Source organism: Kosakonia sp. YIM B13588 (assembly GCF_042788165.1).
Taxonomy (GTDB): Bacteria; Pseudomonadota; Gammaproteobacteria; order Enterobacterales; family Enterobacteriaceae; genus Kosakonia; species Kosakonia sacchari.
Window position 1 is genome coordinate 786,079 of sequence record NZ_JBHZPO010000001.1, and the last position, 13,360, is coordinate 799,438.

General features: G+C 56.0%; 6 protein-coding genes. All 6 read right to left on the reverse strand.

Annotation, left to right across the window (positions count from 1 at the left end):
- Nucleotides 1-58: 58 nt before the first annotated feature.
- The 6 genes from ACFX4U_RS03705 to ACFX4U_RS03730 all read right to left on the reverse strand — a co-directional run bounded on the left by ACFX4U_RS03705 (nt 59) and on the right by ACFX4U_RS03730 (nt 13,168).
- Entirely contained in the window at nt 59-1,567 is a 1,509-nt protein-coding gene (locus ACFX4U_RS03705; RefSeq protein ID WP_313507527.1) for a TolC family protein, read from the reverse strand.
- A gap of 59 nt (nt 1,568-1,626) precedes the next feature.
- Entirely contained in the window at nt 1,627-7,596 is a 5,970-nt protein-coding gene (locus ACFX4U_RS03710) for a putative Ig domain-containing protein (protein WP_349350564.1), read from the reverse strand.
- Between the two features lie 212 nt (nt 7,597-7,808).
- The gene (locus tag ACFX4U_RS03715) at nt 7,809-8,723 is read right to left on the reverse strand and encodes a phage tail protein (RefSeq protein ID WP_305735878.1); all 915 of its coding nucleotides are present in this window, start codon (nt 8,721-8,723) and stop codon (nt 7,809-7,811) included.
- 247 nt (nt 8,724-8,970) lie between these two features.
- Nucleotides 8,971-11,079: an HlyD family efflux transporter periplasmic adaptor subunit gene (locus ACFX4U_RS03720; RefSeq protein ID WP_313507581.1), complete on the reverse strand. Its 2,109-nt coding sequence runs from the start codon at nt 11,077-11,079 to the stop codon at nt 8,971-8,973.
- An 11-nt stretch (nt 11,080-11,090) separates the two neighbouring features.
- Nucleotides 11,091-12,410 (reverse strand): HlyD family efflux transporter periplasmic adaptor subunit, encoded by a 1,320-nt coding sequence (locus ACFX4U_RS03725; RefSeq protein ID WP_313507523.1) that lies wholly within the window; start codon nt 12,408-12,410, stop codon nt 11,091-11,093.
- Nucleotides 12,407-13,168, reverse strand: coding sequence for an efflux RND transporter periplasmic adaptor subunit (locus tag ACFX4U_RS03730; RefSeq protein WP_380218341.1), 762 nt, complete (start codon nt 13,166-13,168; stop codon nt 12,407-12,409). The genes ACFX4U_RS03725 and ACFX4U_RS03730 overlap by 4 nt, the downstream gene beginning before the upstream one ends.
- Between the last annotated feature and the right edge of the window lie 192 nt (nt 13,169-13,360).

The window sequence follows — 13,360 nt, forward strand, 5'->3', positions numbered from 1 at the left end:
GTGCTTGATTTATTAGCTTAAAACTGGCGTCTGTTCCCAGACGCCAAAACCCGGCGATTCAAAATGACTGCATAGCGCTGATGTTGCCTTGTTGCCAGTTACTTTCTGACTGGCGTAACGCCTTGCTTATATCGGTCAGGCGGTCAGATGGAAGTGTTTTGGGGAGCAAATCCAGTCCAACTGTAGAAAGTATTTGTCCATAGGTATTGCGGAGTTCTGCGTAGGCGAGATCCTGCCGAAGATTTGCATTTAGCGCATTAAGTTCTCCCTGAATTAATTGCAGTTCTCCAATATTGTTCGCTTTGTAACGGTTTCTCAGTTGTCCTGCTATCTGAGAATCAAGATCGTTCAGCTCCTCGCTCGTATTGTACTGGCGCAGGGCTTCGTTGAAGTTGGCGCGGGCAACGTACAGTTGCGCCATAATTGCCAAAGACATTGCCTGGCGCTGCACTTCCGATACAGTTTCATTAGCCTGTGCCGTTTTGTATGCCGCCGGTCCGGATAAAAGATTAAACAGGTTCCAGGTTACCTTCACGCCAACATCCGCCCAGCTCTGGTTTACCATATAGGAATTGCTGTCGTAATGTCCTCCGGCGCTTATCTCGAGCCCCGGCAACATGCGCAGCAACGCTTTGCGGGTTTCGGCCGCATGGATGCGCACCTGATAATCCTGCTCCCTTAGTTCTGGGCGACTTAACAGCGCGGTCTGCTCCAGGGTAGCGAAATCGACATTCAATTGAGGAGTCGACATCTCCTCTTTTGACGGCAAGGCAAGCGTATATTTAGTTTCCAGTGGCAAATTCATTAATGTCGCCAGCTCAGTCTTTGCCAGCGATAATGCCCGACGCTGTTCTTCCAGTTGACGCACGGCATCAATCAGCGTGCGACGATAACTCAGCACTTCGACAGGATCGCCGACCTGCTGTGCGCTCATATGCTCACTGGCTTCACGCGCCTGGTTAACCCGGTCGATCAGACTGTCGATGCGCCCCAGCAGACGTTCTGCCGCCACAGCCCGCCAGTAGGCAGAACGCACATCCTGAATGATGGTATGCACAACCTTGCGTTTGCGTTCATCAGCGATCCAGCGTTGATCGGCCCGTTGTTTAGCACTGACATAGCTGACACCAAAATCTAATACGTTCCAGACCATGGTCAGGTCGGCGACGTCACGGTTCTGATCCAGTGAAGTGGACGGTTCCAGCGATTGTCGCCCGGTTTCAACGCTTCGGCTGCTGGATGCGCTGGTGTTGCTGCGCCCAACGTAGCCTGCAGACATGGCAATTTGCGGCAACATGTCATAGCGCGCGAGTTCCAGTTGTTGCTGCGATAACGCCTGCTCCATCACTTTAAGACGGGCTTCCAGGTTGTATTTAAGCGCCCTCGCCATCGCATCATAAAGTGTTATTGGCGCTGTCACTGGCTCCTGGTTGCTGAACATGGCGATCTTGTCCTGCTGGATCCGCTGTTCACCTTCCGCTTTGGAAACCGGCTTGCTGTTGACAGCACAGCCGCTCATAGCGACCACGATGAGACTCAGACTGAAAAGTTTCCGACCCTTTAACACGATTCCACCCCTGCTGACTCTTGTTGTTATTGTCACCCACGCCTAACCCTGAGGCGCATTTATGTACGTTGTCTGTCTTCGGTGATTTGACCGACATCCTTCAACGCCTGCTCAATGGCTACCAGCCGCTGTTGCGCATCGTCCCCAATACGGTGTAATTGCCACTCCAGATCGGGAGCGAAATGCATCAGTGCAGCAATCGGTGTCCCGGTGTCATCACTGGCGTTAATATTGCGCCAGCTCCCGCCCGAGAATACTGCCATCGGCGACAGAGAAGGCAGGCTGCTTCCCGTAAACATCCCCGCCAGCGAAGAGGTTCCCCCCAGTGCTCCGCCGCTGTTAAAGCTGGGGAACGAGCCAAGGGAGCTTTCGAACAGGCTGGCGCTGCTGGAGGCGGTACCCTGCGCAAACGTGCCCGCAACCTGGCTGACCGGCGTGTTGTTGTCTGGCGTTGTCCGCTGGGATGACTGGAAAATCGTCGACGTGACCGTCGCGGCATCTGCTGTTCCTGCGGTAGTCAGTGCGCCGAGCGACGGCGGTGAGAACAATGCACCTAACGTTACGGGCGCATTGGTGACTATCGTGATCATGGGTGCCTGAGGTGTCGCTGGCGGTTGGGTACCGCCGGGATTCATGCGGAATTCAGGGTCGCCGCCGCTAGTGCTGCTGGATGCAATTGACAGAGTAAAAGCTGTACTGACCGATACGTTGCTGCTGTCGGTGGCGGTAATGCGGATGGATAAACTTCCGGCATCACCAGTCCCAGGTGTACCGGAGAAGGTTCGGGTCGCCGGGTTAAAGCTCAGCCAGGCGGGCAGCGCTGAACCGTCTGCCAGCGTCGCGCGCAGTGTCAGCGTGTCGCCCACATCCGGATCGGTGAAAAGATTTGCCGGAACGGTAAAGCTGAAACCGCTGTTTTGTGTCGCAGTTTGGGCATTCAGCGTACCGGACAGCACCGGGGCATCGTTAACATTGGTGACGTTCAGCGCGAAGGTGGTGCTGACGGAGGCACTGGCGCTGTCGGTAGCGGTTACGCGAATCGCCAGATTACCGACATTGCCATTCGCCGGTGTGCCGGAAAAAGTGCGGGTCGCCGGGTCAAAGCTCAGCCAGGCGGGCAGCGCTGAACCGTCGGCCAGCGTCGCGCGCAGTGTCAGCGTGTCGCCCACATCCGGATCGGTGAAGATATCTGCCGGAACGGTAAAGCTGAAACCGCTGTTTTGTGTCGCAGTTTGGGCATTCAGCGTACCGGACAGAACCGGGGCATCGTTAACATTGGTGACGTTCAGCGCGAAGGTGGTGCTGACGGAGGCACTGGCGCTGTCGGTAGCGGTTACGCGAATCGCCAGATTACCGACATCGCCATTCGCCGGTGTGCCGGAAAAAGTGCGGGTCGCCGGGTCAAAGCTCAGCCAGGCGGGCAGCGCTGAACCGTCTGCCAGCGTCGCACGCAGTGTCAAAATTTCGCCCGCGTCCGGATCGGTGAAAGTGCCCGCCGGCACGGTAAAACTGAAGCTGCCGCCTTGTGCAACAGCCTGATCGGCAACAGGTGTGGCAACAACCGGCGGCAAGTTACTGTTATTGACGGTTAGGCCGAACGTGGTGCTGACCGTGGCACTGCTGCTATCCGTTGCGGTGACCCGAATGCTCAGGTTACCCACATCACTTCTGGCAGGCGTCCCCGAAAAAGTGCGCGTTGACGGGTTAAAACTCAGCCAGGCGGGCAGCGGCGAACCATCGACCAGCGTGGCGGTAAGGGTGAGCGAGTCACCGGTATCAACGTCAACAAATGCCCCATTGGGAACGGCGAAGCTGAATGCGGTGTCTTTTGTTGCGCTTTGGCTGCCGATAGCACTACCGACAGTGGGGGCGTCATTGACACTGGTAATTGTCATAGCGGCCTGCGCATTGGTATTTGAGAATGCGCTACTGCCCCCGGAGGTGGAGGTATCGGCAAAGCCAGTGCTGGCTCCCGCTGTGGCAGAACCACTGGTTTGATCCCACGCTTTGAAAGCAATCGTCGCGGTTTCGCCATTGGCTCCGTCAGGCACATAACGAACCTGTGCAGTTGATGCCAGCAACAGCGATGACGAACCGGACACCGTACCGATATTGAACCAGTTGGCGCCGTTGTCGGTGGAGTATTGCCAGTGTCCGTTACCCGAGGTCAGGGTAATGGCAATGCCGCTGGCCGCCCCGCTGTCGACGTCACCGTAGCCCGCATTGCTGAGTAATGAGGAAACCGTTGTGGCTGAGGAGGTACTGTCTTCGTTGGTCGTGGTCAGCGTGACGGTCACACCGCTAGATAACGTTGGTGCATCGTTTACTGCCGTGACGTTCAGGGTCATGGTGCCGACGTTCGCCGATGACGCGGTACCATCGCTGACGGTCCAGGTAAAGGCCGCGTAACCTGCCCCACTGGCATTCGCCGCCGGGCGGAAGGTCAGTTTGCCGAGGTTAGCCGCGCTGACCACCGCGCCGTTGCCAAGCAACGTATCCCCCACACCGCGCACGCCATCGCCGTTGGCATCGATAAACAGCTCACCCGCGCCAGGCGCGCTGACAATGGTGATGGACTGCAGGGTATCACCGCTGTCCACATCGCTGAAGCCGAAATCCGCGGCGGTAAAGGTCTGGGCGCTGTCTTCATTGAAAGTCTTGCTGACAGCCGTGTTGCTGATCACTGGCGCATCGTTTACTGCTGCAACGTTCAGGGTCATGGTGCCGACGTTCGCCGATGACGCGGTACCATCGCTGACGGTCCAGGTAAAGGCCGCGTAACCTGCCCCATTGGCATTCGCCGCCGGTCGGAAGGCCAGTTTACCGATATTGGCTGCGCTGACCACCGCGCCGTTGCCAAGCAACGTATCCCCCACGCCGCGCACGCCATCACCGTTGGCATCGATAAACAGCTCACCCGCGCCCGGCGCGCTGACAATGGTGATGGACTGCAGGGTATCACCGCTGTCCACATCGCTGAAGCCGAAATCCGCAGCAGTAAAGGTCTGGGTGCTGTCTTCATTGAAAGTCTTGCTGACAGCCGTGTTGCTGATCACCGGCGCATCATTCACTGGTGTAATGCTCAATACCGCCTGATTACTGCCGCTGCTATTAATCGATCCGTCATTAAAGGTCCAGCCCAGTGTTACGCTGCTGGGCGGATCGTCAGAACTGTTGGCATAGGTAAGCGACTGCAACACCGCATCCACCATGGCGGAGGTGGCGTTGCTGTTGAATGTCAGTTTCAGCGTACCACCAGAATTGGTGGTGACACTGCCTATCATTGTACCGTTATAGGTGAAATTTTGCCCCTGGGTAAGCGTGCCCAGTAATCCGCTATTGCCAAAGATATCGTTGCTGCTGGCCCCACCGTTGCGGGCGACAGTGATCGACGCGCCGTTATAGTTCCCCAGCCCGCTGTTAAGGGCATCCAGTTCGGTGTCGGCGACGGTAACATCGCTGTCGATGACCACGGCGCTACCGTTTTCGGTATAGGTTGCGCCGCCGTTCAGATTGCTGAAGACCGGTGCGGAATTGGTTGTGGATGTGATCGACGAACTGTTAATCGCCGTCAAACTGCCTGATGTAGCCCGTAACGCCAGCGTGTTGCTGCTGCCACTGTTGGTATACATGATCATGAGGCCGCTATACGTGGCGATGCCTCCCGACGGCGTCAGCGTTACCGTGGTACTGCTGGCGTCCTGATCGCCAGAGGTGACCGTAAAGCTGTTAACCGTGCCATCCACCGTTCCGTCGTTCGGGTCAGTGACCGAAAGCACGATATTGGTGGTGTAATCCTGGTCCACCATTCCATTGGCATCGACTGCCTGGACGACCGGTACAGTGGTAAAACTGGTACTTTGCCCATTCTGGATGGCAGTGGGAACGGGCTGTGTGGTGAAGACCAGCTTAGTGGCAACCACATCCGGGTTTATGGAGGCAGACGTGGCGCTCACCAGGCTGCCGGCAGCGGCGGTGAGAACAAAGTTGGCATCGGCATCGCTGGCTGAAGTGTATTTCACACCGCTAAAAGTGGCGATACCGTTTGAAGCTGTGACGGAAGTGGTGCCGGTGAGTGAACCACTGCCATTCTCGCTCAGCATGACCGAACCACTGAAATCGGTGTCAATGTTGCCACGATCGTCAACGGCGATAACCACGGGCTGGGTGGTGAAATTCATACCGCTAACCACTGAGGTCGATGGCGACTGGCTGTAAATCAGTTTGGTCGCGGCAATATCAATACTGGCACCGCTGCCGTTGGTGACGCTGGCCTGACTGCTGGCGAAAGTTGAACCGCCGGAGACCGAGGTAAAGTTGCTGGCGTTCACGGACAGCACCACGGTGTGGTGATCGGTGAGATCGTTACTGCTGGTATTGTCGTTGTAATAGGCCTTAATGGTATAGGTTTCGCTACCGCCATCGGCAACCGACAGGTTCAGCCCGGAGAAGGTGATTCTTCCAGTGCTGCTGTCGTACGTACCGACCGCGTTGGTGGCGTCCGGCCCGTTGAGTAAGAACGTCATCTTCGCCAGTTCCGCCGAAGTGGCCGTTCCACTGACTGTTGCGTAAAAAGCACTGACGTTGGTGGCGAGCCCATCGGATGTACCAGGATCAGCTATCGTGAAGTCCATCAGCGAGGTGGCGCTGGCAGCCGATGTTGCGGTGGTTGAGAACGCAGTCGCTTCACCTGAGGGGCCGGCTGTGACGGTGGAGGTGGCGTTTGACAGCACAATGGCCTTGACGTCGGAAATATCAAAGTTGTTGGTGCCAAAGTCGAACCCGCCCGTTCCGTTCGCACTGGAAATCACCACTTTGATGACGTCGTTTGCGGAAGAGGCCAGGGGATTATTTGAGGCGTCGCGGAACAGCGTGAAATTCGAAAGCGTGATAGTGGCATTGGCGGTGGCGATCAGCGTTCCGGTGACGGTGGTGTTGTTGGCATAGGTAAAGGTGACCGTAATGGTGTCATTTAACGAGGTGTAGTAACTGAAGCTGGTAAGGTCGAAGGTATAACCCGAGGCCACCGCAATCGTCAGTTTGGTCGCGTCGCCTGTTGGATTTCCGGCGCTATCCGGGAAAACGTTGTAATTGGTGCCGTAGTTATTGGAAAACGAATACCCGTCCGGGCCGGTAAAGGTGAACCCTACGGAACTGACCGTTTTGTTGAAGACCCCACTACCACTATTCAGGTCATTGTTATCAAACGCGACGATGGTTAACAATTCATTGTAATCATTGAATGCCAGCGCATCCGCCTGGATCCCATCACTGCCAACGCTTTTTTCCAGTGACCAGTTGCCGCCTTTCGCCACACTCCCGGTGAGATCGCTGGAGGCGGCCACATCTGCGCCGGTCGCGCTGGCAAATCTACTGATAAAATTCGATCCTTCACCTGATGCTACCGAACAACCATACAGCAGAATATCGCCGTTGTCGGTTAATGCTGCACCAAGCGTACTCAAATCACTCTGGCGCGATGCGAGCGTGGTGCTGTCCAGCGTCAAATCCCCGAGATAGAGACGGCCTTCCGCGCCGTGGCTGATGATGTGGATGGCCTCATAGCCGCTGTGCGTTTGTGCCCATTCAGCCATCTGCGACAGGCCGTCTTTGCCGCTATCCAGCAAAACCACATCGACTCCGCCAGGCATCTGGTTGAGCAGTGTCTGGTAATTCGCCACAGATGTATCAACAAACACCACTTCTTTGTGGGGCTGGGTGTCATCGCCCGCAACGGCGACTTTCGTGTTATCGGTGTTAGCGTCCTGACTGACAGCCTGGGTCTGGCTGTCGCTGTTCTGCGCGTGGCTATCATCGGCATGCGGTGCTGAATCTGGGGTTGCGGTCGGTGTGGCTTCCGGCGTAGCGGCGGTTTGATCGACCGTTGCGGCAATGGCACCGTCAAACATCATCCTGGGTTCCAGTGCATACCCCAGCGGGACGGGCTGCGTCATCTCAACGGGACGGGGAGAGAGGTTGCGTTGTTGACGGGCAACGCGACGATTACTGAACAGATCACGCCATAACATAGAGATACCCCAGCAGACGAATAGCATTCCGGTCATCATTTCCGCATGCCATGGACTTCGCGATGTCAGGCTGCGAGTGATCATTTCAATTTGTTTCAGAAATAGAATTTATGTCTTAATTATGTAAATGAATAGATATATTTGCCTTTTGTACTGGTTCCACCAGGAGCATGTGACGGGCAGCAAAAAACTGCCCATCACGTGATGGAGAATCAGCCCGGATTGACCGGATAAAGCCCTGTCACTGCAATGCAGGCGGTCATGGGCAGAGACGGATCGCGCACCGGCACCGATACCGACACGGGCATCGTTACCGGATTAGGCGTTGTGACGTTGGCGCCCACATTGACCGTACCGCTTATCGGCAGGGTGACCGTACCTGTTGCCGATCCTGATAACTGACCGCCGCTGGCTGTTCCGGCGACGGAACCACTGGCGGTTCCTGTTACGCTGCCATCCGGCCCCAGTTGCCTGTCATTGGCCGCCCCTGCTGGTGCGTACAGCAGCGCTGCGGGGCCGCTAACGGTCGTTAACAGGCTTTTATCCGCCAGGTTAACCGTGCGCCCGCTGGTGGTTGATGAGCCAATTTTGGCAATGCCGGTCACGTCGAGGCTGGCAACGGCATTAAACGGCAGGTTCGTAATGCTGCCGGTAAGGGGTAACGTGACTGATGTGCTGTTTCCGCTTAGTGAAAGCGTCGCCGGGTGGGTATGGGGCGGAATTTGCGCAGCGTTGAGAATAACGGAACTGCTGCCACTGCCAACGGCAGTTTCCTGACCGATGGCTTTCCCGAGCGTATATGTAACGTTACCTGACGGTGTCGCTACCGTTCCCGTACCGATTGCGGTTTTGCCGCGCAGGTCGGGCAAGGTGAAAGTCGTTGGCGCTGTCCCGCCATAGATATTGCCAATCAGCGAATAAAGCGCCTGGTAACCATTTACGTTCAGCGTCCTGCCGTCAGCAGGTAAATAGCCCTCCGGACAATACCGGATAGCCATATAACAAATACTACCGATGAATTCGTCACCCGCCCCGTTGCAGGCGAAAGCCGACTGCGGCAGCGAAAAAACGATTCCCAGGGTCGCGGCAATGGTGGTTTTTGTAAGCAAATGTTGAGCGCGTTTCATAAAGATCTCTCCTTGCCAGAAAGCGGCTTCACGGCACAGCTAAGCCCATCGGATAACAGTCATCATGCTATTCAGCCCCAGAGGAAGGGCGGTTACGGGTGTGTCGTGGCTGAGCGATTTGTATTGGAATGTCCGGCCACGATCAAAACATAGCCAGACAAATGAGATTTGTCTTATAGATTCAAGAATATATTCTTACTCTTTGATTTTGTCGGCACCACACAGCGGTTTCGTCTGTTTGACGCGATCAGAATCCACTCTCGCGGATCCCAAGCGCTGCGATCCGTCGCCATACAGCCCCCAGGATTGACTCTTTTTCCCCTTCCAGAAGGACGCTGCCCCGAAGCGGCTGTTGCGGCGGCTGGAATTGATCATCCAGCACCCCAAAGCGGACGCGATACTGCGCCTGTACCGGTTGTGGGTTACGATCGCGGTCGCGGCGAACGGCAATAGGGCCATGGCGATCGGACGCCAGCATCTCTTGCTGTAACCAGGCCGTGCCGGTGGGAGCAATTTCGTTTAAGCGGACCGCAATACGCGGGTAGGCTGGATCATCAGCAATAAACTCCCCTGTCATGCCGGTTTTAGCACGCGTGAGGGTATCTTCGGGCAAATAACCCTGTACTTTGCCTGCGCCTTGCACAACCACCCGCAGCAGGGGTAAATCGGTGGGCAACCAGCGTCCTTGCGTCATATCCCGCGCCACGTCTCTGACCTGACCCGCCTGCGGTGCAGTGATCGATAACCGCTGACGCTGCGCATCCAGCCCGCGGTAACGGGCCAGCGACTCCGCCAGTTGTCGGTCAAGCACCTGGGTTTCGCTGGCGGTCTCCTGCCGCCCTGCCCCCCGCTGACGCTGTTGTTGCAGGACGCGGATCTGCTGGCGTTCAATGGCAAGGCGATAATCCAGATCCGACGAGGTCAGCTCCAGTAATACCTCACCCGCCTTAACTTGCTGGCCGTCACGAACATGCAAGGTGCGCACCTGGGCGGCCCCCGGGGCGTAAAGCACGCTGACGTTTTCCGCTTCAAGCACCGCCGGAATACGGATAGTGCCGCGCCACGGTAACAGCAGGACAGCAAGGAGCGCCAACAGGATCAGGCCCGAACGCAGCAGCCTGGCAGGGTGAGCAATTTTACGCATAGACCACCAGATAGAGGCTTCTTTCAACACCGGAAGAGCAATAAACCAGCCAATCTCTACCAGCATCAACATGATGCCGATGACCTTAATGAAAAAGTGATACACCAACAGCGCAATGCCAAAAAACAGGAAAAAGCGCCATATCCACGAGGCATAGCCCCACAGAAGAAGTTTGCGCTGTAACGTCGGTGACCAGGTGTGCGGCGGCGGGTGACCGTAAGCAAACAAGATTTCACGCAAATGCCAGCGGCATAAGGCATAGGCGCGATCCTGTAAATTTTCTACTCGCCAGAAATCGCTCAGTAAAAAATATCCATCAAAACGCATTAGCGGGTTGAGGTTAATCACAAGCGTCGTAACCCAGGTGGCGCTGGAGAGCATAAACACTGCTGTACGCAACGGGCCATCGGGCAGCAACGCCCATGTCAGCAACGCAATAGAGGCGAGGATTAGCTCCGCCATAATGCCGCCTGCACTGATCAGCAATCGGGCGCGCCGATCCTTCAGTTTCCAGGCATCGCTCACGTCGGTATAAAACAGGGGGAACAGCACAATAAACGCCACTCCCATAGTTTGTACCCGGCAGCCCGCGCGTTTCGCCATAAACGCATGACCCAGCTCATGGAAAAATTTGGCGAAGACCAGCGCTATGCCGAAAACCGCCATGCCTTGCAGACTGAACATATGCGGAAACGTCTGGGTATAGCGAACCCAGTCACGGCTGACGAGAAAGCCCCCCAGCAGCAATATACACGGTAATACAACGCGCAGCGTGGGTAAGCCGTAACGTTGCAACATCGGCCAGCAACGGCTGAGTAGCGGATCCGGACGCCATAACGGAATGCGAAAAAAGAGATACTGGTGCAGGAGTGTTTTCCACAAACTGATCCGTTGCGCTGCGGCTTTAATGGCATAGCCCTGGCGTTGCTGCGGGTCGCTGGCGGCAATCAGATCATGACTGCGCAGAAAGTGCAGCAACTGTTCCAGCTCTTTCTCCTGCAGGGGTAAACCTGGTTCCTGGTTGGCTGCCTCCAGTACTTTGCTGGGTTGGCGCAAAGGCCAGTGCCGCAGCAGACGGATCGCTGAGGGCGTCAGTGTGAAATAACGCCCTGTCACGGGATCGGCCAGCACCCATTGTGGTGCGCCATCCAGCCCTTTCGCTGACTCCACCAGTTGCAGATCGCGCCGCAGTGCGGGCAGGATCCGGTTCATTACCGGCGTTGTCATAAACCAACCGACTGGCGTAATACTGCAAGCGGGCGGCGGAACAGATATACCGCCAGGGGCACGTACTGGCCCGATACTTTAGCCGTACCACGTAAACCAATGCGCGGCGGCTCGCCGGTGAAACGGGCATCAAGCCGGTACGCCAGATTGCCAGCAGGCGTTTGTTCTGATTCGTAAGCAACCCGATCAAGCAACGCGCCATGTGGTGTCAGCGGATCGCTATCGAGAAAGAGAGTAATGGGTGCATCCGGTTTAAGACGGATAGCATCACCAACATCAAGTTCGATACGCAAAGATACCGAGGCAGGATCGGCCAGGTCCAGCAAGCGTTCGCCAGTACGGACGGGTTTACCCACCCAACGAGCAGCATCAGCAAAAACAGCAATACCATCCCGCTCGGCATGGATTTCAGTACGACTCAGTAAAGCATTGGCATAATCACGCTCAGCACGCTTTTGCTCGACCTGTGCGGCAAGAAAATCCAGTCGCGCTTTGGAGTCGGTATCCTGAAAAGCCCGTTGTGCGCTGGCACGGTATTCCGCTTCCGCCACGTTTAACGCTCGTTCGGCCACGTCCGCCTGCGCTTTTAACGTTGTATCGTCAAAACGAACCAGCAGATCACCTTTGTGTACGCTCTGATTAGGCTGTACGGCGAAAGCCTGAATCACCCCATCAAGCGGGGCCGCAACAACGCGCCCATTCAGTGGGACCACTTCTGCCGGCGCAAGCACCGACTGGTGGACAGGAATAAACAGACAGCCGACCAGAAGCACACAGGGGACCATCAGCTTCCAGCGCCAGCGCGGGCGTCGCCAGACCGGTTGCGGTTCCAGCGCCAGCCAGGCATGACTAAAGGCATGTGCCAGCTGTTCCACCAGCAACGTTTCAGCATCTTGCCAGGGTTGCTCACGCGCATACCATATCCCGCCAAACACTCTGCCCTTGCGATCTTTTAGCGGCGCCCACAGCACTTCAGGAGCAGAAAGCGCAAGCCAGTCCTTACGGCTTTGCTGATCGAGAGACGCAGCTTGCACAACGGCACATTGAGCCTGTTGTGAATGACGCTGTAACTGTGCGCTGGCCCGCTCAATAAACGCCACGAACGGCGCATGAGGCGCCGGTTGCGTGACACCGGTTACCGCCCGTACCGTGCCATTGATTACCAGGGCGGCATGACGAAATCCGAACAGCGGTTGGCTGTCGTTAACAATGCAGTAAGCCAGTGCTTCACTTGTGTCTGCCGAACGTGCCTGACGTTCAATATCCAGAAATTGCGCGAAGACGCGTTCGCCGGAAAGAGGAGGCGTATTGCTCACGGTTTCTCCTGGAAATGCGCAGTACCGCTCATGCCCGCCATCAAGGTGTTGTCACTGGTATCGATAACCCCTGTCAGGCTCAGTGTCTGGCTGCTTTCATCAATACGCGCGCCCAGGCGGGACACGCTGGCGCGCAACGGCTTGCCTGTTTCATCAGGCGTAAAGGTGAAGGACAGCCCCGGTTTGAGCATTGATAACCAGCGGGATGGCACCAGCAGATCAATCTCCAGACGACGATTACTGACGATATCAAGTACAGGAGCTCCCGCCGCTACACTTTCATAAGCCTGGGCGCGCCGCTTAACTACCTGGCCATCGAACGGTGCCAGTATGCGGCAACGGGTCACCTGAATTTGATACACCTGACTTTCCGCCTGCGCCTGCGCCAGGCGAGCAGCCGATAAGGAGACGGCATATTTGCCGACTGATTTCATTTGCGCAAGCTGCTGATTTTGATTGAGTTCGGCTTCAGCTGCTCGCGTGGCGGCCTGAGAAGCTGCCAGTTGAGACTGATAGATAGCGCAGTCAAAGCGCGCAAGCAGATCACCTTTCTTAAAAGGCTCACCTTCCCTATAAGGCATTTCTACTATACGTCCGGCAAGGTCACTGGAAATCGTCGCCTGCTCGACGGCCACCAGCATTCCGCGTGCCGACTTATCAGATAACTCTTCCATTTGAGGTTTATGCGCAGGGCTATCCAGGAGCGGGTCAACGGCCATCGCCTGTATATGAAAAAAACAGAAAAAAAGTACCGCCAGTCCAGGCGTCTTTTGAAAAACAACCTTCTTAAAATTATCCACACTAGCCTGCCTTCATTCCGCCGGGTGAATATGAAACAGAGGCGCCAGAAACAGCCTTCTGCATCTTCACCAAATAATCGCCCATAACGGGTCGATTATAGTAAATCTTCAATAGTAGCAAGCTGATATAGAAAAATATTAATAATGGGA

Bases quoted from the DNA above. Each gene is read 5' to 3' on its own strand.
- ACFX4U_RS03710 (WP_349350564.1), bottom strand. From the start codon at position 7,596: ATGTTATGGCGTGATCTGTTCAGTAATCGTCGCGTTGCCCGTCAACAA.
- ACFX4U_RS03715 (WP_305735878.1), bottom strand. From the start codon at position 8,723: ATGAAACGCGCTCAACATTTGCTTACAAAAACCACCATTGCCGCGACC.
- ACFX4U_RS03720 (WP_313507581.1), bottom strand. From the start codon at position 11,079: ATGAACCGGATCCTGCCCGCACTGCGGCGCGATCTGCAACTGGTGGAG.